Source organism: Loktanella sp. M215, assembly GCF_021735925.1.
GTDB lineage: Bacteria > Pseudomonadota > Alphaproteobacteria > Rhodobacterales > Rhodobacteraceae > Loktanella.
Window position 1 is genome coordinate 2,820,417 of sequence record NZ_WMEA01000001.1, and the last position, 21,446, is coordinate 2,841,862.

The window sequence follows — 21,446 nt, forward strand, 5'->3', positions numbered from 1 at the left end:
CAATGGCGCATCAATGGCTCACCGTCGGCTGGTCCATGAAGGCGGAACGGGATGCTTCACTGGTCATGGATGCGCTGATCCCTCTCATGGTTTGCCAGTCATTCCACCGGAATGACCTGCAAACCACTGCCGGGCAGCGGATGGCCGTCTGGCGGCGCGGAAAGGCTGACGCGCTGCTCCATCACTCAGACCAAGGATCGCAATATACCAGTGAGCAGTTTCAGCGCCTGCTGCTGGACAACGGCATCATTTGCCGGGTGAGCCGTGCGGGCAATGTGTGGGACAACTCAGCAATGGAGAGCTTCTTCTCGTCGCTGAAGATCGAACGGACAGCCCGCAAGGTCTACCGCACCCGTGACGCGGCACGCGCCGACGTGTTCGACTACATCGAGCGCTTTTACAATCCGAGGCGACGGCATTCGAAGCTGGGCTATCTCAGCCCTATGGCGTTCGAGGACCGAGCTATGCAAACCTAACCCGGTGTCCACGAAACCGGCAGCAGCTCACGGGCGAGTGCGGCGGCGAAGGCGAAGCTCGCGACCGATCCCGCCGCCTAGGACCGTCTGCGCGACATGATGCGCGTCGATGACGATGCAGAGTTCAAGGCCCTGCAGGAGGGCTTCAATGCCGGAACACCCGCCGCTGGCGCCGTCGATCTGGCCGCGGCGGACCGGATGCTGAAGGTCATGGCCGACCTGGGCGGTTCAGACCTTGTGGGCGAGGTCACGGCGCTGCCGGACGGCCTGTTCTATATACCCGCCGAATGACGGTCATTGAACTTGATCTGCCGGGGTTTTCCTTCGGGCGGACCCCGGTCCTCGGTCCGCTGACGCTGCGGGTCGACAGGGGCGAGACGCTGGCCCTGACCGGCCCCTCCGGCATCGGCAAGTCGACGCTGTTGCGCATCATCGCCGGCGTCTATCCGGCACAGGGCAGCCCACGGATCACCGGCCGGATGGCCTTCGTCTTTGAGGAACCGACGCTGCTGCGCTGGCGCAGCGCACAGCGCAACATCGAAATCGCGGCGAAGGTCACACCGGGCAGGGCTGCGACGGCGCTCGACGAGGTCGGCCTCGGCACCTTTGCCGACCGCTTCCCCGACCAGTTGTCGCTGGGTCAGCAGCGCCGCCTGGCGCTGGCCCGCGCCTTTGCCTGCGATCCCGATCTGATGCTTCTTGACGAACCCTTCGTGTCCCTGGATGCCACCGCGGCGGACGAGATGATGACCCTCTTCGCCGCCCTGCGCGCCCGCCGCGACATGGCCAGCATCCTCGTCACCCACGCAGGCGAGGAAGCCCGCCGTCTTGCGACCCGGACCCTGACCCTTGCCGGACGCCCCGCCACGCTCGCTGCAGACACCCACGTCACGGCCTAAGGCGCGGTCCCCTTCTTCTGGTCAAAAATACTTCGGGGTCCGGGGCTGGCCCCGGTCCGACGCGTGCCACCGGAGCAGGTCGCCGGCGCAGGGCTCCAGTGGTTCGCAGCGCGGTTGGCCTGCTCCGGGCCATAACCTGCGGGTGCGGCGAGAGCGGCGACCCGTTTGAGCGGTCGCATCACGCAGCACACACCCCGCCGTGTCGTCCTGTGCCACACCGGAACCGCGCTGCAGCGACAGGTCAAAGTTGATCCGTCCCGCGGATGAGCGCGCCTTGGGGACGTCGTCGAATGCGTATCGAGAAAATGTGCACGACGAAAAGGGCGCCGTAAGCGCAATCAAACATTTCACATCTTATGTCGCCCTCTCTGGCAAGAGCGACCGTGCGCGCCTGCAGGTCTAAACGCGGTTCCCCTGACCAAGAGGAGAGGATCGCGCCGTTCTTCCTCGCGGGGATCGGCACGGATATGTCGATCCCAATGACCTGGCGTGACCCGGCCTTCTGCATTCCGTGGCCCCCATGCCAAACGGTGGTGTCCCCGTTATGACGCGGGTGGCGCGCCGTTGCTGGCCGGCCTGACCGACGCGGGCGTCGTCGATCGCGCGCTGCCGGCGCGTCTGTCGGCCGGGATCAGAAGGCAGCCTCTGGCGATGCACATGGTCCACCGCTCTCATTGTTATGCGGTTGACGTTGCGATCGTCCCGGCGCTTGATGACGGCATGATAGCCGTGACACCCTTCGGATCATGGTTGGATCCGTGCGTTGTCGCGGCATTTGAGGTGAGGATTGAGTGTATGGAACTGAAGGACGAGCGGGAGATTGCGGCGGCGCCGGAGGTGGTGTGGGCGGCTTTGCTGGATGCTGATGTGCTGCGGCGGTGCGTGCCGGGCTGCACGCAGATGGAGGGATCGCCGGAGGCGGGCTTTACCGCGACGGTGGTGCAGAAGGTGGGTCCTGTGAAGGCCACGTTTCTGGGCGAGGTGACGCTGTCGGCGATGACGCCGCCGCAGAGCCTGACGATCACGGGGGCGGGCAAGGGCGGGCCTGCGGGCTTTGCGTCGGGCGGGGCGGATGTGGTGCTGACGCCGAACGGGGCGGGCACGACGCTGGCCTACGTGGTGAACGCCAAGGTCGGCGGCAAGATGGCGCAGCTGGGCAGCCGGATCATCGACGGCTTCGCGCGCAAGATGGCGGACCAGTTCTTTGACGACTTCAAGGCGGTGGTCGAGGGCGTCGATGCGGCCGATGCGCCGGCACCGGATGCGCCTGAGGCGGAGAAGAAGGGCTGGGTCAAGCGGCTGATCGGCTCGAAGGACTGACGGGAATGCAAGGGAGGACGACGATGAAAGTTTCGATGAGAGTGAACGGGCGTGCGGTGTCTGGTGATGTTGAGGGCCGGACGTTGCTGGTGGATTTCCTGCGTCAGGATCTGCATCTGACGGGGACGCATGTGGGGTGCGACACGTCGCAGTGCGGGGCGTGCACGGTGCATGTGGACGGGTTGCAGGTGAAGGCCTGCAGCATGTTCGCGGTGGAGGCGGACGGGGGCGGAGGTGGCCACGATCGAGGGGGGGGTGGCTGCGGCTGACGGGACGCTGTCTGCGATCCAGCAGGCGTTCCGAGATCACCACGGGCTGCAGTGCGGGTTCTGCACGCCGGGGATGGTGATGGCGGCGGCAAGCCTGCTGAAGGAGAACCCCGTGCCCAGCGAGGCGGAGGTGCGGCACCACCGGAGGGCAACATCTGCCGCTGCACGGGCTACCATAACATCGTGAAGGCGATCATGGCGGCGTCGGGGCAGGAGATGCCGGCGCTGGCGGCGGAGTGAGTTTGCGGGGGTGAGGGTGGCCGGGGGGCATCGTCCATTGTTCTTGAACCAATGGCGAACAATGACGATCCCCGGCTTCGCCTCCCCCCGAAGTATTTCAAACCAGAAGAAGCAGGGGGAGGGGCGCATGCGTCCGACCTGCAGGGAGAGGACCAGATCATGCCCAAGGACAGCGGAATCGGTGCCAGCAGCAAGCGGCGCGAGGATGTGCGGTTCCTGACCGGAACCGGCAATTATACGGACGACATCAACATCTATGGCCAGTTGCACGTGCATTTTTTGCGCGCGGATGTGGCCCATGCGGTGCTGAACGGTGTGGACACGGCTGCGGCCGCGGCGATGCCTGGGGTGCACCGGATCTTTACGGGTGCCGACTTCGAGGCGGTGGGCGGTCTGCCGTGCGGCTGGCTGATCACCGACCGGCATGGTGCGCCGATGCAGGAGCCGCGGCACCCGGTGCTGGCGCAGGGCAAGATCCGCCACGTGGGCGAGCCCATCTGTGCGGTGGTGGCCGACACGCTGGCGCAGGCGCGCGACGCGGCGGAGGCGATCGTGCTGGACTACGACACGCTGCCGGCGGTCATCGACATGAAGGAGGCGGTGAAGGCGGATGCGCCGAAGGTGCACGACGATCTGACCGGCAACCTGTGCTATGACTGGGGCTTCGTGGAAGACAACCGGCAGGCCGTCGACGACGCGATCAAGGGGGCCGCGCATGTCACCACGCTGGAGCTGGTGAACAACCGCCTCGTCGCCAACCCGATGGAGCCGCGGGTCGCCGTGGGCGAGTACAACCGCGCCGACGACATGCACACGCTGCACACGACGTCGCAGAACCCGCATGTGATCCGGCTGCTGATGGGTGCCTTCGTGCTGGGCATCCCGGAACACAAGCTGCGGGTCGTGGCCCCCGACGTGGGCGGCGGGTTTGGGACCAAGATCTTTCACTACGCGGAGGAGGCCTTCTGCACCTTCGCGGCCAAGGCGCTGAACCGGCCGGTCAAGTGGACGAGCACGCGGTCCGAGGCCTTCATGTCCGACGCGCACGGGCGCGATCACGTGACCAAGATCGAGCTGGCGCTGGACAAGGACAACAACTTTGTCGCGGTCCGGACCGAGACCTATGCCAACATGGGGGCGTATCTGTCGACCTTCGCGTCCTGCACGCCGACTGGCTGCACGGCACGCTGATGGCGGGCAACTACAAGACGCCGCATATCTACGTGAACGTGAAGGCGGTGTTCACCAATACCGTGCCCGTCGATGCCTATCGCGGTGCCGGCCGCCCGGAAGCCACGTTCCAGCTGGAGCGGGTGATCGACATGGCGGCGCGCGAGCTGGGCGTCGATCCGATCGCGCTGCGACGTCAGAACTTCATCACCCAGTTCCCCTATGCGACGCCCGTGGCGGTGGAATACGACACCGGCGACTACCATGCGACGATGGACAAGCTGATCGACATCGCGGACTTTGCGGGGTTCGACGCGCGGCGCAAGGCGAGCGAGGCGAAGGGCAAGCTGCGCGGTCTGGGCGTGAACTGCTACATCGAGGCCTGCGGCATCGCCCCCAGCAACCTGGTGGGACAGCTTGGCGCGCGGGCGGGTCTTTATGACGCGGCCACGGTGCGGGTGAACGCGACGGGGAGCATCAGCGTCATGGTCGGCGCGCACAGCCACGGGCAGGGGCACGAGACGTCCTTCCCGCAGGTGATCTCGGAGATGATCGGCATCCCCGAGGACCAGATCGACATCGTGCACGGCGACACCTCCAAGATCCCCTTCGGGATGGGCACCTACGGGTCGCGGTCGCTGGCCGTCTGCGGCTCGGCGATGGTGCGGGCCGCCGAGAAGGTGATCAACAAGGCCAAGAAGATCGCGGCCCACCTGATGGAAGCCTCTGAGGGCGACATCGAGCTGAAGGACGGCCGGTTCAGCGTGGCGGGCACGGACAAATCCGTGGCCTGGGGCGACGTGACGCTGGCGGCCTATGTGCCGCACAACTATCCGCTGACGGATATCGAGCCGGGGCTGGAGGAGACGGCGTTCTACGACCCGGCGAACTTCACCTATCCCTCTGGCGCCTATGCCTGCGAGGTGGAGCTGGATCCGGAGACGGGGCATGTGAAGATCGAGCGCTTCTCGGCGGCGGATGACTTCGGCAACATCATCAACCCGATGATCGTGTCGGGGCAGGTGCACGGCGGGATCGCGCAAGGCATCGGTCAGGCGATGCTGGAAGGCTGCGTCTATGACAGCGACGGGCAGCTCTTGAGCGCGTCCTACATGGACTACGCGATGCCGCGGGCCGAGGACGTGCCGTTCTACACGGTGGACCATTCCTGCCAGACGCCCTGCACCCACAACCCGCTGGGCGTGAAGGGCTGCGGCGAGGCGGGGGCGATCGGCAGCCCGCCGAGCCTGGTCAATGCGGTGCTGGACGCGATCAACTCGGGGGGCGGCAAAACCGTGGCGCATATCAACATGCCGCTGACGCCGAGCCGCGTCTGGGCGGCGATGCAATAGGGTGAGGGGGTGTTCCGGGGCGCTGCCCCGGACCCCGAAGTATTTCTGACCAGAAGAAGGGGGGACCCTGCGCGTCTGGTCACAGGACAAGGATAAAACATCATGTATGCATTCGAATTGGAGCGGCCCACGACGCTTGCCGACGCGGTGGCGGCGATTGGTGCGGGCGGGCAGGCGCTGTCGGGCGGGCAGACGCTGATCCCGACGCTGAAGGCGCGGCTGGCGGACCCGGGGCGGCTGGTCAGCCTGCACAGCATTCCGGAGCTGAAGGGGGTCTGCACCGACGACGCGGGCCGCATCTGCATCGGCGGGGCCACGACCCATGCGCAGGTGGCGCGCGAGGCGGCGGCGGGCTATCCGGCGCTGGCCGCACTCGCGGCGCGGATCGGTGATCCGGCGGTGCGCAACCGGGGCACGATCGGCGGGAGCCTGGCGAACAACGACCCCTCGGCCTGCTATCCGGCGGCGGCGCTGGGGTCCGGTGCGGTGATCGTGACCAACACGCGCGAGATCGCGGCGGACGATTATTTCCAGGGCATGTTCGCGACAGCGCTGGAGGAGGGCGAGATCGTGACGGAGGTGAAGTTCCCGGTGCCCGTGGCTGCGGCCTACGAAAAGTTCATCCAGCCCGCGTCGCGGTTCCCGCTGGTGGCGGTCTTCGTGGCGCGGTTTGGCGACGGCGTGCGGGTGGCGATCACCGGCGCGTCCGAAGGCGGCGTGTTCCGCTGGACGCAGGCCGAAGAGGCGCTGAGCGCCCGCTTCGACCCCGCAGCCCTGGACGGCATCGCGATGGACCCCGATCCCATGATCGCCGACCTGCACGGCGACAAACCCTACCGCGCACACCTCTGCAACGTCATGACCAAACGCGCGGTCATGGCCGCCACGTGAGGGTCCTGCCGCACTGAAGCAGACCCCCCGTCGCAGGACTGCGGCGGGGGCCGTGTCATACTGACAGCAGGTTGCCGTGACGGACGGGCGGGTTGCGTGGCGCGGGGCCGATATTGCGGCGATGCAGCCGTGTTGCTGAGCCCGGCGGTCAATGACGGCGTGAGCCGTTCGCACCAGTGTCGGGGCCAGGTGATCTGAACCGTTAAACACGGCGTGACTTGGCGGTGAAACGACAAAGGCCGCGCCAGTGGAGCGCGGCCTTTGCGAAACAGGGCGGGTGGCGGATCAGGACGCCTTGGCGAGGTTCCGCAGCACGTAGTGCAGGACTCCGCCGTGCTCGATGTACTCGATCTCGATTGCCGTATCGATCCGGCACTTGATGTCGATGGTCTTGGTCGTTCCATCGGCCATCGTGATATGCGCCTTGACGACTTCCAGCGGCTTGATCGTGTCGAGGCCGTCGATGCTGACCGTTTCTTCGCCCGTCAGACCCAGCGTCTTGCGCGTGTCACCACCCGTGAACTCGAACGGGATGACGCCCATACCGACGAGGTTGGACCGGTGGATCCGCTCGAAGTTCTCGGCGATCACGGCCTTCACGCCCAGAAGGGCCGTGCCCTTGGCCGCCCAGTCGCGGGAGGAGCCTGCGCCATATTGTTCGCCGGCGAAGATCACCAGCGGGGTGTCTTGCTCTTCATAAGCCATGGCGGCGTCGAAGATCGAGGTCTGGTTGCCGTCGGGGCCCTTGGTGTAGCCGCCTTCGACGCCGTCAAGCATCTCGTTCTTGATGCGGATGTTGGCGAAGGTGCCGCGCATCATGACTTCGTGGTTGCCGCGACGCGATCCGTAGGAGTTGAATTCGCGCACGGGCACCTGGTGTTCGGTCAGGTATTTGCCGGCGGGACTGCTTTCCTTGAACGATCCGGCGGGGGAGATGTGGTCGGTCGTGACCATGTCGCCCAGAACGGCCAGCACCTTGGCGTCCTTCAGGTTATGGATCGTGCCTGCGTCCTTGGGCATGTCCTTGAAATAGGGCGGGTTCTGGACGTAGGTCGACTGCGGCGGCCAGTTGTAGGTCTCTGAGTCCGTGACCTCGACCGCCTGCCACTTTTCGTCGCCCTTGAAGACGTCGGCATATTTTGACTGGAATGCCTCGCGCGTGACGGTCTTTTCGACCAGCGCGTTGATTTCATCGGAGGTGGGCCAGATGTCCTTGAGGAAGACGTCCTTGCCGTTCTGGTCCTGCCCCAGCGGCTCCTTGGTGATGTCGACGTTCATGTCGCCGACCAGCGCATAGGCCACGACCAGCGGCGGGGAGGCGAGATAGTTCGCGCGCACGTCTGGCGAAATACGACCTTCGAAGTTGCGGTTGCCCGACAGGACGGAGGTCGCGATCAGATCGCCCTTGGTGATGGCGTCGGACAGTTCCTTCTGGATCGGGCCGGAGTTGCCGATGCAGGTGGTGCAGCCGTAGCCCACGAGGTTGAAACCGATGGCGTCCAGATCCTTTTGCAGATCCGCCGCCTCCAGATAGGCCGAAACGACCTGAGAGCCGGGCGCGAGCGAGGTCTTGACCCAAGGCTTGCGCCTCAGGCCGAGGGCGTGCGCCTTGCGCGCGACAAGGCCTGCGCCGATCATGACGTAGGGGTTCGAGGTGTTCGTGCAGGAGGTAATCGAGGCGATCACGATGGACCCGTCGTGGATCGTGTAATCCTCGCCTTCGACTTTCTGGGATTTGTGGTGGCCCTGATCGCCGGGGATGTGGTGCGGGGCTGCGGGGCCGCCTTCTTCGCGCATGTCGGCTTTCTGTTCGGCGGGAACGGACTTTTCGGTCCGCTGGCCGGCGATGTACTTGCCGAACGCACCGGCGGCTTCGGTCAGGGCGATGTAGTCCTGCGGACGCTTGGGGCCAGAGATCGCGGGGACGATGGTCCCCATGTCGAGGTGCAGGGTCGAGGTGTAGACCGGCGCGTAGGTGGCATCGCGCCAGAAACCGTTGGCCTTGGCGTAGGCTTCGACCAGCGCAATGCGGTCTTCCTCACGGCCCGTGTTGCGCAGATAGCGCAGGGTTTCGTTGTCGATCGGGAAATAGCCGCAGGTGGCGCCGTATTCGGGGGCCATGTTGGCGATGGTCGCACGGTCGGCCAGCGGCAGCTTGTCGAGGCCTGCGCCGTAGAATTCGACGAACTTGCTGACGACGCCGTGAGCGCGCAGCATCTCGACGACCTTCAGCACGAGGTCGGTGCCGGTGGTGCCTTCCATCATCTCGCCGGTCAGCTCGAATCCCACGACTTCGGGGATCAGCATGGAGATCGGCTGGCCCAGCATCGCGGCCTCAGCCTCGATCCCACCGACGCCCCAGCCGAGGACGGCGAGGCCGTTGACCATCGTGGTGTGGCTGTCGGTGCCGACGAGGGTGTCGGGATAGGCGATCATCTCGCCGTTCTGGTCTTTGTCGGTCCAGACGGTCTGGGCGAGGTATTCTAGGTTCACCTGATGGCAGATGCCGGTGCCCGGCGGCACGACCCGGAAGTTGTTGAACGCGTTCTGGCCCCACTTCAGGAACTGGTAGCGTTCCATGTTCCGCTCGTACTCGCGGTCGACGTTCATCTGGAACGCGCGGGGGTTGCCGAATTCGTCGATCATGACCGAGTGGTCGATGACCAGATCGACCGGGTTCAGCGGGTTGATCTGCTGCGCGTCGCCACCCAGCGCCTTGATGCCGTCACGCATGGCGGCAAGGTCGACGACGGCGGGGACGCCGGTGAAGTCCTGCATCAGCACGCGGGCCGGGCGGTAGGCGATCTCGATCGGGTTCTGACCGCCCTGATCGGCCCATGTGGCAAAGGCCTTGATGTCGTCCACGGTGACGGTCTTGCCGTCCTCGAACCGCAGCATGTTTTCCAGCACGACCTTCAGCGCGGCAGGCAACTTGCTGAAATCGCCAAGACCGGCCTTCGTGGCCGCGTCGATGGAATAGTAGGCGACGGACTGGTCGCCCACGGTCAGTGTCTTGCGGGTCTTTGCGGTATCTTTGCCGACGGTGACGGTCATTGCGGTTCCTTCAGGTTGAGGAAAGATGGCTTGCATCGCTTTTGCCCCATGCTGCAGGTGCGATCAAGGGGCAGTCACGATCAAATGTATGCAACAGTATACAAAAAGGGGTGCCTGCTGCGATGGTGTGCAGAAAGTCACGTTTCCGGATTGTCGCAATTGCTTGATTGGTCATTTCAGACCGGTCTGTTTAGACAAAAGCCAGCTTCATCATCCGGATATGTCCCCTCATGCGCCATCTTGTGTCTGCCTTTGCCTTCGGTGCCATGATGGTCGCGCCGCCTGTCGTGGCACAGGAAAGAGGCACGGTGGTTGAACTTTATACCTCTCAGGGATGTTCAAGCTGCCCGCCGGCGGACCGGATCCTGGCGCAGCTGGCGGACCGGGACGACGTGATCGCGCTCGCGCTGCATGTCGATTACTGGGACTACATTGGTTGGACCGACGATCTGGGTCAGGCGGCCTTTACAGAGCGTCAGCGCGGCTATGCGCAAACCTGGCAGGCGCGGCAGGTCTATACGCCGCAGATGGTCGTGGCGGGGGTGGACGAGTTCGTGGGGTCTCACCCGGTCGTCGCGATGGACAGCGTTGCGTCGCACCCGGCCTCGGCCGATCCGGTCAGCCTTGATCTGTCCCGCGCGGGTGACATGTTGACGCTCACCGGGCAGGCTGTGGGTCCGGTGCCCGAGACCGCCCTCGTGCAGCTGGTGCGCTATGATCCCGAAGTCGTGCGCGATATCGCAAAAGGCGAGAACGCGGGCAAGACCGTCGTCTACCGCAATGTCGTCACAAGCTGGGCGCCGGTTGGACCGTGGAGCACCGCGCAACCGTTGCACATGCAGATCAGCGCACCGGGGGATCAGCCGGTGGTGGTGATCGTGCAGGACGGGGCCAATGGCCCGATCCTCGGGGCCATCCGCCTGCGCTAGGCCGGGCTGCGCCAGCGCCGGTGGACCCAGAACCACTGGGCGGGGTCCGCTGTGACCCGCGCCGCCAGGCGGTCCGTCGCCTCGGTCATCATGGTGACGGGGTCGCTGTGCGGGATCGGCGCCTCGACCGTCACGTCAAAGGACAGACCATCTGGCTGCCGGGTGCCGAAGTAGGGAATCAGCAGCGCGTCGAAGCGCAACGCCATCTCGGCCGCGGCGAGCGAGGTCAGCGCGGGTTGGCCCAGAAACGGGATCGGCGTCGCGCGAAAGACGTGGACGTCGAACAGCAGCGTGCCCATGCCGCCGCCCTTGATGTGGCGGGCAAAGCCGATGGTGCCGCGCGATCCTTGGGCAAAGACCGGGCCGCCCCAGCTTGTCATCGTTTCGCGGTAGTGGCTATCGACGAAGGCGTTCGCCATGGGCCGGTAAAGGCCGCCGATCGTCATGCCGGCCTGCGTCAGAACGTGGCGCGGCGCCTCGAAGTTGCCGAAATGCCCGGTGACGAAGATCACGGGCCGCCCGTCCGCGCGCGCCTGCGCCAGCGGGGCCAACCCTGCGCCGGTCGGCTTCGTGTCCGCTAGATGGGCGGCAAAGTCGCGGTTGGCGTAATTCTCGATCAGGGTGCGGCCGAAATTGTCGCAGACCCGGATCGCCAGATCGCGCCGGGTAGCGGTGTCCATGTCGGGATAGATCAGCGCCAGCTGCGTCATCGCCCGCCGCCGGTAGCCCGCCAGCGGCCCTGCCGCGCGGGCCATCACGGACCCCATCGTCCTGACGCGCGTCGCATAGGGCAGGCGGTTCATCGTCGCGATGATCGCGCGCAGGGCGCGGTCCTGCAGCCACTCGCTGCGGCTGCCGTGCGGTGCGTCGTGGGTGTCAGGCTGCGTCATGCCCGTCAGGTAGCGTCACGCCGCGGATTTTGGAAGCCCCGTGCCGATCATGCTGTCGCGTGTCACGAGGGTCGCGAGCCGTGCGGCGTCCCAACCTTCGGTCCCCGCGGGGCGCTGCGGCACGACCAGATAACGCATGTCGGCGGTGCTGTCATGGACGCGCACCTGCACGTCGTCCGGCAGGGTGACGCCGAATTCCGCCAGCACCCGACGCGGTTCGCGCACGGTGCGGGCGCGGTAGGCGCGGGATTTGTACCAGTCCGGCGGCAGACCCAGCAGGTTGCGCGGATAGCATGAACAGAGCGTGCAGACGACGACGTTATGCAGGGATTCCGTATTGGGCAGGGCGATCAGGTGCATCGGGCCAAGGTCGAACCCCATCTCCTTGACCGCTGCGGTGCCGTCCGCCAGCAGCGCCGTGGCAAACGCAGGGTCAGTCCAGAACCGCGCCACGACGGCGCCGCCGTTGGCGGGCGTGCGGTCGTCCATCGCCGTGATCTGGTCGGCAATCTGCGCGGCGGTCAGCACGCCCTTGTCGATCAGCAACTCGCGCACGGCGATTTCCATCGTCTGCCAATAGGACAGACCGGTGTCCTGATCCGCCCGGTAGGGGTGGCCCGAGGGGGACAGGTGTCCGTCTTCGTGATGATCGTGGGGCATCAGGCGTCCTCCAGCCAATGGGCGTAGATTTCCGCCTCCAGCGTGTCGCCGGGGGTGGCGTCGGGCCAAAGGTCTGCAGCCGCGAACCGGACGCGGTAAAGGGGCAGGGGCGTGCCGGGACGGCGATAGGCTAGATCCTCGGGGTTCGGGAACGGTCCCAGCACACGTTCTACCGTGCCGATGCGACCACGCAGGTAGGCGGGCGTGCGCACGTGGCCGGGCGGCGCCCAGTCGCGCACCCGCACCCGGGCGCCCGGTTCAGCGTGCAGTGGCGTCGGCATAGGTCTGTCCCCGCTGTGCGACCTCTGCCATCCGTTCGGCCAGTTCGGCGGTGGTGAAGCTGCCGGACTCGATCAGGTTCTGGCAGATCGCGGCGATCCAGCGGTCATAATAACTGCGGCTGGCAAAGGTCTCCGGCCCCATGTCTTCAAGCACGCGGCGCAAGCCGTCGACGGTAAACAGGCCCTTGCCGGAACACAGCACCATCAACGCATCCACGCGCTTTTCCCATAGGGCGAAGTCGTGGGATGCATCCGGCACCGGACCGGCCGAGGTGCCGCCCATGTCGTGCCAGCGGTGGCCGGGGGATGTGTCGTCCTGTGTCATGCGACGAAGGCTAGGCCAGTTGTTCTGCGGCGTCCAGCGCTTCGCGCGTGGGCCTGAAGCGCGCCGCGCAACCGATACGCGAAATTATTTGTGACCTGCGACATTTGCGCTAACATCACCGTGAAGACGGGCGGTCGGTGCGACATCCGGCTGTCCCCGTGCAGACCAATCAGGCCCGGCTGGGGCCGTTCAGACCGGGAGGGGAAGATGAAAGATACTGCACCCAAGGAACTGGGAATCCTGCTGATTGCCGGCGTGTTCGGCTTCATCGGCGGTGCCGTCGGCTTCGTGATGTATGACTACGGCATCGCCGGGTCGATCTTCATCATGGCGATCGTCGGTGCCATTGTCGCTGTGGCCCTGCTGTTGGGGTGGAGAGAGCCGAAGGTGCGCCCGATGGGGCTGGGCATCGGTCCGGTCACGCCATTGCCCGCGTCGGAGGGTGGCCGCGACAGACCCGGCACCCAGACGCCGCACCGCGCCGCGGCCCCTGCCGCAATGGCGCCGACGTCACCCTCGGCAGAGCGGTCCGGGACCGCATCGCAAAAAGACGGGATGGCGACACCGACACAGCCCTACGACGCGCCACAGGGCCATGAAACCGTCGTGCAAACGCCGTCCGGCGCTGCGGTGACGCATGCCGGGACGGCGACCGCCAATCCCGATGTGCCCACCGCCGCCACGCCGGACGCAGCCGATGCAAAGGCCCCCGCGCCACAGGCAAACGGTGGGTTGAAACCCTCTGCCCGCCTGGCGGGGCAAGAGGAACTGGCGTCGCGCAAAGGCAGCTGGACCTATACCGCCGACCGTGGCGCGTCAGAGGCCGACGCGCAGCCCGACGCAGATACGGGGGCTGTGGCACACCCCGGCGCACCCGGCACCTCCGAGGCGGAAGCGCAGCAGCCGTCCGTGGCCGACAAGCCGCAGGTGATGACCGCCCCGCGCGACGGCGGGCCGGATGACCTCAAGCAGATCAAGGGTGTGGGGCCGCGGCTGGAGGAAACATTGCACGAGATGGGCATCTATCATTTCGACCAGATCGCCGCGTGGTCCGCGCCGGAAGTGGCCTGGATGGATGATAACCTGAAGGGCTTCAAGGGCCGCGTGACCCGCGACGACTGGATTCCGCAGGCGCGCACCCTTGCAAGTGGCGGCGAAACAGAGTTTTCCAACCGCGTGGATAAGGGCGGTGTTTACGACGCATGACGGACCGACATGATGACGAGACGGGACGACAGGGGCGCATCGCCGCTGTCGTGATCGCGACCGCCGGGGTGCTGGCGATGCTGGCACCCTGGATCGTGGCGCAACTGGGCCTCGCGCCGAAATACGAGATCCTGATGTATCTGGTGTCGATGGCTGCGTTCATTTGGTCACTGGTTGTCACGCTCAGAATCTGGCAGAAGACCCGGCAATAGGGGTGCTTTGCCGCATTCCGATCCTCTGGGGGCCCGTCCCCCGCCCCAGCTTTCAAGGGACAATCCGATGCTGAAAGACCAGGACCGCATTTTCACCAACCTCTACGGGATGCACGACCGTTCGCTGAAGGGCGCGCAGGCGCGTGGCCATTGGGATGGGACCAAGGACATCCTTGGCAAGGGTGCGGGCTGGATCGTGGACGAGATGAAGGCGTCGGGCCTGCGCGGACGCGGCGGTGCCGGTTTCCCGACCGGTCTGAAATGGTCCTTCATGCCCAAGGAATCGGACGGGCGGCCCAGCTATCTGGTCGTGAACGCCGACGAATCGGAACCCGGCACCTGCAAGGACCGGGAAATCATGCGCCACGATCCGCATACGCTGATCGAAGGGTGCCTGATCGCCAGCTTCGCGATGCAGGCACATGCCTGCTATATCTATATCCGCGGCGAATACATCCGCGAGAAAGAGGCGCTGCAGAACGCGATCGACGAGGCTTATGACGCCGGTCTGGTCGGCAAGAACGCCTGCGGGTCCGGCTGGGACTTCGACATCTACCTCGCCCACGGCGCCGGTGCCTATATCTGCGGCGAGGAAACGGCGCTGCTGGAAAGCCTTGAAGGCAAGAAAGGCATGCCGCGGATGAAGCCGCCGTTCCCGGCCGGCGCGGGCCTTTATGGCTGCCCGACCACGGTGAACAACGTGGAATCCATCGCCGTGGTGCCGACGATCCTGCGCCGTGGCGGGGCCTGGTTTGCGGGCATGGGGCGGCCGAACAACGCGGGCACGAAGCTCTTTGCGATTTCGGGCCACGTCAACAACCCCTGTGTGGTCGAGGAAGAAATGTCGATCCCCTTCAAGGAGTTGATCGACAAGCATTGCGGCGGCATCCGTGGTGGGTGGAAGAACCTTAAGGCCGTGATCCCCGGCGGATCCTCCGTGCCCTGCCTGACGGCAGAGCAGATGGAGGGCGCGATCATGGACTTCGACTGGCTGCGCGAACAGCGCTCGGGCCTCGGCACCGCGGCGGTGATCGTGATGGATCAGAGCACCGACATGATCAAGGCGATCTGGCGGCTGTCCAAGTTCTACAAGCACGAATCCTGCGGCCAGTGCACCCCCTGCCGCGAAGGCACGGGCTGGATGATGCGCGTCATGGAACGGCTGGTGCAGGGCAATGCCGCGGTCGAGGAAATCGACATGCTGCTGGACGTGACCAAGCAGGTCGAAGGCCACACGATCTGCGCCCTGGGCGACGCCGCCGCCTGGCCGATCCAGGGTCTGATCCGCAACTTCCGCGGAGAGATCGAGGACCGCATCAAGCACAAGCGTATCCCGGTCGCCGCAGAGTGAAATATCTCGTCCTGCGCGGCAGCTTCGCCCTTTGGCTGATCTGCGGCGCGGGGCTGACATGGGCCGATACGTCGGCCACCGACAGCGCGGACGGTGCGGGACCGCGCACTTGGACTGTCAATGTCGCGGTGCGGCGCAAGGGTGCCGCCTTGTCAGAAGTCGATATCAAGCAATCGAAGGCCGCGGCGGAAATGTCCGGCTGCCGCTATCCGGACTGGGGTGTCGCGGTGTCGTCCCGACTGGCATCGATCAAGGATGGCATGATGACGTTCGAGGTGCTGTGCGCGCCCGGAAAGCAGCCAGGCGCGCCGGCCCGGCAATAATCCGCCACGCCATGCTGGCGCAAACGACACGCTTGGCGGCCAAAGATGTGCTACCGTATCGACAAGCGGTCGATGGTCTTTAAGCTTTACCACGACGCGGACAACGTGCCGCCGTCTGCGCTGTCGACGGTCGCCCTGTCGGTCTGACTGCGTGTTTCATGTGACCGGGTGTGAAGGATAATACCTATGAAATTCGTGATGATGGCAGCCGTTCTTGTCGCTGCAACCGCCTGCGCCAAGAAGCCCGAACCGATGGAGCCGATGATGGTCGCGCCGGTTCAGGAACCCGTCTACGACACGACGTCCAAATAACGACGCAGGGTGCCGGATGCCTTTGGCGGAATTCAACTTCGGCACCCTGAAACACCCCTTTGGCGATCCGCGCATCGCGGATTTCGAAACCGCGATCGGGCGTGTGAACGCCATCGCACAGCGCAGTCCGGGGTTTATCTGGATGCTGGACGACGCCGGCATGGATGCCGTGCAACGCGATCCGGACGGGCCGCTGGCGGACAGGCCCAACACCGCATCGACACTTTCGGTCTGGGCAGATGCCGACAGTCTGTGGCGCTTCGTCAACCAGACCCTGCACAGCCGGTTCCTTGCGCGCGGTGCCGAATGGTACCTGCCCGATGACCGCAGTCATCTGGTGATCTGGGACATACCCGACGGTCACCGTCCGACTGTCACGGAAGGCATGGCACACTGGCGCGACCTGAAACAGCAGGGCGAGACGGGGACGGTCTTCGGCGCTGCCAGCCTGATGCAGCGTCTGCGGTCATGACCCATCTGGCCGAACTGAACATCGGGCGGCTGGTCGCCCCCACCGATGATCCGCGGGTGGCAGAGTTCATGGCGAACCTCGACCGGATCAACGGGCTGGGCAAGCGGATGGCGGGATTCGTCTGGATGATGGAAGGGTCAGGCGCGCCGGGCACGGGCAACACCGATGCCAAGATCGATGGCGACCCGCGGTTCGTCAGCAATCTGACCGTCTGGCGCGACTTCGCAAGCCTCGACGCCTTCGTCCACAAGACGCTGCACGCACGCTTCATGGCCCGGCGCCGCGACTGGTTCGAAGTGCTGGCGGACCAGCATTTCGTCATGTGGCCCATCGCAGAGGATCACGAACCGACCCTCGACGAGGCGCTGTCCATGCTCGACCTGCGCCGCACCAAGGGCGACACGGCGCAGGCTTTCGGCTGGGACTGGGCGCGGGCGAACCTGACCTAGTCCTTCATCGTCTTTTTCAGCGTTTCCTTGTCGCCCTGCGGCATGTTCTCGGTCACATGGGCGCTGGTGTCGGGCGTGTCGTCCGCGTGCGCCTGACCGGTCTTGCGGAACTTCTCGGTCTGGGCGTCGGCGGTTGCGGCGGTGTCGTGCAGATCGGTCTTCTTCACATCGGTCATGGCTGTCTCCTCCAGAGTGACGACAGGTCAACCCGCAGTGCGGCACGGCGGTTCCGGAACCGGACGTGCCGGGGCATCGTTAGGCACAAACGCCCGCGCGATATTGCATAGCAGGGGCCCCGCACCGATGTAGCGGGCCAAGGGGATGCAAACATCCCGCAGACAGGAGCAGACACGATGCGCACTTTCCTCACGATCGCCGCCGCTTTGGCATTCGGCCTTGGCAGCACCGCGCAGGCCGCGGGGTTGAAGGACGAGGCAGAGATTCGCGACGGCCTTCTGGTGGTCGGGATGGCCTACGAGATCAGCGAGAAATGCGGCAGCATCGACGCGCGCAAGCTGCGCGGGATCACGACCTTGTTGAACCTGAAAAGCCGGGCGCGCGAACTGGGGTATTCCAGCACCGAAATCGACACCTATGTCGACGACAAGGTCGAAAAGAAACGGCTGGAGGGGATCGCACGGGCGCAGCTTGTCCAGCTGGGGGTCGTCCCCGGCGAAGAGGCGAGCTATTGCGCCGTGGGCCGTGACCAAATCGCCAAGGGCACCGGAGTCGGGCGTCTGCTGCGGTAAGCCGCAGGGCACAGTCCGAAAAAAGAGCGGCACCGTCTGGCATCCCAGCGGTCAAAGGGATAGAACGCCCCTCAAACGCCCGGACCTCGCGCCCGGGCAAGGGTCCGGAAGCCGGAGGCGTTCATGTCCGATCTGCGCAAAATCAACATCGATGGTCAGGTGATCGAGGTCGAAGGGGCGATGACGCTCATTCAGGCCTGCGAGGTCGCCGGCATCGAGATCCCGCGTTTCTGCTACCACGAACGGCTGAGCATCGCAGGCAACTGCCGCATGTGTCTGGTCGAGGTCGTGGGTGGCCCGCCCAAACCGACCGCAAGCTGTGCCATGCAGGTCAAGGACCTGCGCCCCGGCAAGGACGGCGAGCCGCCCGTCGTGAAAACCAACAGCCCGATGGTCAAGAAGGCCCGCGAGGGCGTGATGGAATTCCTGCTGATCAACCACCCCCTCGACTGCCCGATCTGCGATCAGGGCGGCGAGTGCGACCTGCAGGATCAGGCGATGGCCTACGGCGTCGATTTCAGCCGCTTTCGCGAACCCAAGCGCGCGACCGAGGATCTGAACCTTGGCCCGCTGGTCGAAACCCACATGACGCGCTGCATCTCCTGCACCCGCTGCGTCCGCTTCACGACCGAGGTCGCGGGCATCCACCAGATGGGCCAGACCGGGCGCGGCGAGGATGCCGAGATTACGTCCTATCTGGGCGAGACGCTGTCGTCGAACATGCAGGGCAACATCATCGACCTCTGCCCGGTGGGCGCGCTGGTCAGCAAGCCTTATTCCTTCACCGCGCGTCCGTGGGAGCTGTCCAAGACTGAATCCATCGACGTGATGGACGCACTCGGCTCCAACATCCGCGTCGATACCAAGGGCCGCGATGTCATGCGCATCCTGCCGCGCAACCATGACGGCGTGAACGAAGAGTGGATCAACGACAAGACACGCTTCGTCTTCGACGGTCTGCGCCGCCAGCGTCTGGACACGCCGTACATCCGCGAAAACGGCAAGCTGCGCAAAGCCGACTGGCCGGAAGCGCTCGCCAAGGTCGCATCCGCCATGAAGGGCAAGAAGGTTGCCGGCCTCGTGGGTGATCTGGCCCCGGTCGAGGCGGCCTTTGCCCTCAAGCAGCTGATCGAGGGGCAGGGCGGTCACGTCGAGTGCCGCACGGACGGCGCAAAGCTGCCGATCGGTAATCGCAGCGGCTATGTCGGGACGGCCGCGATTGCCGACATCGACAATGCCATGATGATTCAGTTGATCGGCACCAACCCCCGCGCCGAGGCACCCGTGCTGAACAGCCGTCTGCGTCGCGCGTGGAGCCGTGGTGCAGACGTCGGCCTGATCGGTGAAGCCGTCGATCTGACTTTCGAGGCCATTCACATGGGCAACGACCGCGCCGCACTGTCCAAAGTGCTGGACAACACCTTCGACAAGGTGCTGGAGCAGGACTCGCTCGTCATCGTGGGCCAAGGCGCGCTGACCGGTGACGACGGTGCTGCCGTGCTGAACAAGGCCATGACGCTGGCCGAGCGGACGCAGTCGAAATTCATGGTGCTGCACACCGCCGCGTCCCGTGTGGGGGCGATGGATGTGGGTGCCGTGACCGAAGGTGGCATCGTCGCCGCTTTGGACGGGGCCGAGGTCGTGTTCAACCTCGGCGCCGACGAAATCGACATCGCAACGGGTGCCTTCGTCGTCTACCAGGGCAGCCACGGCGACCGTGGCGCGCACCGCGCTGATGTGATCCTGCCGTCCGCCGCCTACACGGAAGAAAACGGCCTCTTCGTGAACACCGAAGGCCGCCCGCAGCTGGCGATGCGTGCCAGCTTTCCGCCGGGGCAGGCCAAGGAAAACTGGGCGATCCTGCGCGCGCTCAGCGCCGAACTGGACGCCACGCTGCCGTTCGATTCGCTGGCGCAACTGCGCCGGGCGCTGATCGAGGCGCACCCGCATCTGGGCAAGATCGACGTCGTCGCCGAAAACGACTGGGTGCTGGCCGAAGGTGGCGATCTGGGCACCGGCGACTTTACCAATGCGGTCAGCGACTTCTACCTGTCGAACCCGATCGCGCGCGCATCGACCCTGATGGCAGAGCTGAGCGCCAACGCGAAGATGCGTGTGACGGACAAGATCGCGGCGGAGTGATCCCGGTGCGGTGGGTTTGCGTGGCCGCCGTGGTTCTGGCGGGGTGCAGCGGGGCAAATGACGCGCCGCCGTCGGCACAGGTTCAGCGTCCGGAATATCTGGGCGTGCGTACGGAATTGCTTGACGGCGATCTGGTGAACTTCAAGGTGTCCCTGCGGGGGCCCGATACGCCGGAAGCGGTGGAAAAATACGCAGAGTGTGCTGCGGCGCAGTATGCTCTGATCAGGGGTTACAATTTCGCCCGTCTGGTGCGGACGAACGTGACCGAAGAGGGTGGCACTTGGGCCGCGGATGCTGTTTACACCATCTCGCCGGACCTGCCGCGCGGATTGGTGACCATCGACGCGGTCGTCACCGTTGCAGATTGCGGCACGTCGGGCATACCGACGGTCTGAAGACGAAGGGTCAGAGGAAACCATGGTCAACTTTTTCACCACGACGAACACGGGGATCATCCTGCTGATCCTGGGGCAGTGTCTGCTGGTTCTGATCCCGCTGCTGCTGGGCCTTGCCATGTTGATGTATGCCGACCGCAAGGTCTGGGCCGCCGTGCAGATGCGCCGTGGTCCCAACGTCGTCGGACCTTGGGGCGTTTTGCAGTCCTTCGCGGATTTCCTGAAATACATCGTCAAGGAAATCGTGGTCCCCGCCGGCGCGGACAAGGCGGTCTATTTCATCGCACCGCTGCTGTCCTTCGTCCTGCCGGTGATCGCGTGGTCGGTCATTCCCTTCAACACCGGCTGGGTGCTGTCGGATATCAACGTCGCCATCCTCTTCGTCTTCGCCGTCTCATCGCTCGAGGTCTACGGCGTCATCATGGGCGGCTGGGCCTCGAACTCCAAGTATCCGTTCCTTGGCTCGCTGCGCTCCGCCGCACAGATGATTTCGTATGAGGTCTCGCTCGGCCTGATCATCGTCGGCATCATCATCTCGACCGGGTCGATGAACTTCGGCGACATCGTCGAGGCGCAGCGTGGCGCGGGCCTGCTGTCGTGGTACTGGGTCGCCCACTTCCCGATGCTGTTCCTCTTCTTCATCTCGGCGCTGGCTGAAACCAACCGCCCGCCGTTCGATTTGCCAGAGGCCGAGTCGGAACTGGTCGCGGGCTATCAGGTCGAATATTCCTCCACCCCGTTCCTGCTGTTCATGATCGGCGAGCTGATGGCCGTCGTGCTGATGTGCGCGCTGGTGTCGCTGCTGTTCCTTGGCGGCTGGCTGTCCCCGATCCCCGGTCTGCCTGACGGCATCCTGTGGATGGTGCTGAAAATGCTGGCCTGCTTCTTCATGTTCGCCATGGTGAAGGCGATCACGCCGCGCTACCGCTACGACCAGCTGATGCGGATCGGCTGGAAGGTCTTCCTGCCGCTGAGCCTTGTCTGGGTCGTGCTGATCGCCTTCCTTGCGAAATTCGAGGTCTTCGGCGGCTTCTGGGCGCGCTGGACATGGGGCATCTGACCGTGACACGCGCTGCCAA

General features: G+C 65.1%; 23 protein-coding genes and 2 pseudogenes. 19 read left to right on the top strand and 6 right to left on the bottom strand.

Annotated features, from left to right (window positions below):
- Positions 1 to 2 precede the first annotated feature (2 nt).
- From GLR48_RS13870 to GLR48_RS13900, 7 genes and pseudogenes are all read left to right on the top strand, one after another.
- Positions 3 to 476, top strand: coding sequence for an IS3 family transposase (locus GLR48_RS13870; protein ID WP_237062299.1), 474 nt, complete (start codon positions 3 to 5; stop codon positions 474 to 476).
- Between the two features lie 96 nt (positions 477 to 572).
- Entirely contained in the window at positions 573 to 767 is a 195-nt protein-coding gene (locus tag GLR48_RS13875) for a hypothetical protein (RefSeq protein WP_237062301.1), read from the top strand.
- Positions 764 to 1,375: an ABC transporter ATP-binding protein gene (locus GLR48_RS13880; RefSeq protein WP_237062302.1), complete on the top strand. Its 612-nt coding sequence runs from the start codon at positions 764 to 766 to the stop codon at positions 1,373 to 1,375. Before GLR48_RS13875 ends, GLR48_RS13880 begins: the two co-directional genes overlap by 4 nt.
- A gap of 795 nt (positions 1,376 to 2,170) precedes the next feature.
- Positions 2,171 to 2,695, top strand: a complete 525-nt coding sequence (locus tag GLR48_RS13885) for a CoxG family protein (protein WP_237062303.1) — start codon at positions 2,171 to 2,173, stop codon at positions 2,693 to 2,695.
- A 23-nt stretch (positions 2,696 to 2,718) separates the two neighbouring features.
- Positions 2,719 to 3,204, top strand: a pseudogene (locus GLR48_RS13890) ((2Fe-2S)-binding protein).
- Between the two features lie 279 nt (positions 3,205 to 3,483).
- A pseudogene (locus tag GLR48_RS13895) lies at positions 3,484 to 5,723 on the top strand (xanthine dehydrogenase family protein molybdopterin-binding subunit); the annotation flags it as partial.
- Between the two features lie 105 nt (positions 5,724 to 5,828).
- A complete protein-coding gene (locus GLR48_RS13900; RefSeq protein WP_237062304.1) occupies positions 5,829 to 6,617 on the top strand; it encodes an FAD binding domain-containing protein in 789 nt (262 codons plus the stop codon).
- A gap of 285 nt (positions 6,618 to 6,902) precedes the next feature.
- Here GLR48_RS13900 and acnA read toward each other — a convergent pair whose 3' ends face one another.
- Positions 6,903 to 9,671, bottom strand: a complete 2,769-nt coding sequence (gene acnA / locus GLR48_RS13905; protein ID WP_237062305.1) for an aconitate hydratase AcnA — start codon at positions 9,669 to 9,671, stop codon at positions 6,903 to 6,905.
- 230 nt (positions 9,672 to 9,901) lie between these two features.
- On the opposite strand from acnA, the gene GLR48_RS13910 reads away from it, so the two are divergent.
- Entirely contained in the window at positions 9,902 to 10,600 is a 699-nt protein-coding gene (locus tag GLR48_RS13910) for a DUF1223 domain-containing protein (RefSeq protein WP_237062306.1), read from the top strand.
- Here GLR48_RS13910 and GLR48_RS13915 read toward each other — a convergent pair.
- Genes GLR48_RS13915 through GLR48_RS25945 form a run of 4 tightly spaced genes read right to left on the bottom strand, consistent with a single transcriptional unit; the run spans position 10,597 to position 12,756 of the window.
- Positions 10,597 to 11,490 carry a lysophospholipid acyltransferase family protein gene (locus GLR48_RS13915; protein ID WP_237062307.1) on the bottom strand — a complete coding sequence of 298 codons (894 nt, stop codon included), beginning with the start codon at positions 11,488 to 11,490 and terminating at the stop codon, positions 10,597 to 10,599. The two genes, GLR48_RS13910 and GLR48_RS13915, sit on opposite strands and share 4 nt — an antisense overlap.
- Before the next feature lie 15 nt (positions 11,491 to 11,505).
- Positions 11,506 to 12,150: a nitrile hydratase subunit alpha gene (gene nthA / locus GLR48_RS13920; protein ID WP_237062308.1), complete on the bottom strand. Its 645-nt coding sequence runs from the start codon at positions 12,148 to 12,150 to the stop codon at positions 11,506 to 11,508.
- Positions 12,150 to 12,431 (bottom strand): SH3-like domain-containing protein, encoded by a 282-nt coding sequence (locus GLR48_RS25940; protein WP_336886634.1) that lies wholly within the window; start codon positions 12,429 to 12,431, stop codon positions 12,150 to 12,152. Before GLR48_RS25940 ends, nthA begins: the two co-directional genes overlap by 1 nt.
- On the bottom strand, positions 12,409 to 12,756 hold the full coding sequence (locus tag GLR48_RS25945) for a ScnB-like protein (RefSeq protein WP_336886635.1): 348 nt from the start codon (positions 12,754 to 12,756) through the stop codon (positions 12,409 to 12,411). The genes GLR48_RS25940 and GLR48_RS25945 overlap by 23 nt, the downstream gene beginning before the upstream one ends.
- Positions 12,757 to 12,963: 207 nt before the next feature.
- On the opposite strand from GLR48_RS25945, the gene GLR48_RS13930 reads away from it, so the two are divergent.
- From GLR48_RS13930 to GLR48_RS13955, 7 genes are all read left to right on the top strand, one after another.
- Positions 12,964 to 13,962, top strand: coding sequence for an endonuclease (locus tag GLR48_RS13930; protein WP_237062309.1), 999 nt, complete (start codon positions 12,964 to 12,966; stop codon positions 13,960 to 13,962).
- The gene (locus GLR48_RS13935) at positions 13,959 to 14,174 is read left to right on the top strand and encodes a DUF5337 domain-containing protein (RefSeq protein WP_237062310.1); all 216 of its coding nucleotides are present in this window, start codon (positions 13,959 to 13,961) and stop codon (positions 14,172 to 14,174) included. The genes GLR48_RS13930 and GLR48_RS13935 overlap by 4 nt, the downstream gene beginning before the upstream one ends.
- A 67-nt stretch (positions 14,175 to 14,241) precedes the next feature.
- On the top strand, positions 14,242 to 15,525 hold the full coding sequence (gene nuoF, locus GLR48_RS13940; RefSeq protein ID WP_237062312.1) for an NADH-quinone oxidoreductase subunit NuoF: 1,284 nt from the start codon (positions 14,242 to 14,244) through the stop codon (positions 15,523 to 15,525).
- On the top strand, positions 15,522 to 15,848 hold the full coding sequence (locus tag GLR48_RS13945) for a hypothetical protein (RefSeq protein ID WP_237062313.1): 327 nt from the start codon (positions 15,522 to 15,524) through the stop codon (positions 15,846 to 15,848). Before nuoF ends, GLR48_RS13945 begins: the two co-directional genes overlap by 4 nt.
- Before the next feature lie 186 nt (positions 15,849 to 16,034).
- Complete coding sequence (locus GLR48_RS25685; protein WP_272911412.1) at positions 16,035 to 16,160, top strand: hypothetical protein; 126 nt, start codon at positions 16,035 to 16,037, stop codon at positions 16,158 to 16,160.
- Between the two features lie 16 nt (positions 16,161 to 16,176).
- Entirely contained in the window at positions 16,177 to 16,632 is a 456-nt protein-coding gene (locus GLR48_RS13950; RefSeq protein WP_237062316.1) for a DUF3291 domain-containing protein, read from the top strand.
- On the top strand, positions 16,629 to 17,081 hold the full coding sequence (locus GLR48_RS13955; RefSeq protein WP_237062318.1) for a DUF3291 domain-containing protein: 453 nt from the start codon (positions 16,629 to 16,631) through the stop codon (positions 17,079 to 17,081). Before GLR48_RS13950 ends, GLR48_RS13955 begins: the two co-directional genes overlap by 4 nt.
- Here the strand turns inward: GLR48_RS13955 and GLR48_RS13960 are convergent.
- A complete protein-coding gene (locus GLR48_RS13960) occupies positions 17,078 to 17,257 on the bottom strand; it encodes a hypothetical protein (protein ID WP_237062320.1) in 180 nt (59 codons plus the stop codon). The genes GLR48_RS13955 and GLR48_RS13960 overlap by 4 nt on opposite strands.
- A gap of 177 nt (positions 17,258 to 17,434) precedes the next feature.
- On the opposite strand from GLR48_RS13960, the gene GLR48_RS13965 reads away from it, so the two are divergent.
- The 4 genes from GLR48_RS13965 to nuoH all read left to right on the top strand — a co-directional run bounded on the left by GLR48_RS13965 (position 17,435) and on the right by nuoH (position 21,427).
- Positions 17,435 to 17,830 carry a DUF5333 domain-containing protein gene (locus GLR48_RS13965; protein ID WP_237062323.1) on the top strand — a complete coding sequence of 132 codons (396 nt, stop codon included), beginning with the start codon at positions 17,435 to 17,437 and terminating at the stop codon, positions 17,828 to 17,830.
- Positions 17,831 to 17,953: 123 nt separating this feature from the next.
- Positions 17,954 to 19,972: an NADH-quinone oxidoreductase subunit NuoG gene (gene nuoG, locus GLR48_RS13970; protein WP_237062325.1), complete on the top strand. Its 2,019-nt coding sequence runs from the start codon at positions 17,954 to 17,956 to the stop codon at positions 19,970 to 19,972.
- A 5-nt stretch (positions 19,973 to 19,977) separates the two neighbouring features.
- Positions 19,978 to 20,367 carry a hypothetical protein gene (locus GLR48_RS13975; RefSeq protein ID WP_442915797.1) on the top strand — a complete coding sequence of 130 codons (390 nt, stop codon included), beginning with the start codon at positions 19,978 to 19,980 and terminating at the stop codon, positions 20,365 to 20,367.
- Positions 20,368 to 20,389: 22 nt separating this feature from the next.
- Entirely contained in the window at positions 20,390 to 21,427 is a 1,038-nt protein-coding gene (gene nuoH, locus GLR48_RS13980) for an NADH-quinone oxidoreductase subunit NuoH (protein ID WP_237062327.1), read from the top strand.
- Positions 21,428 to 21,446: the final 19 nt, after the last annotated feature.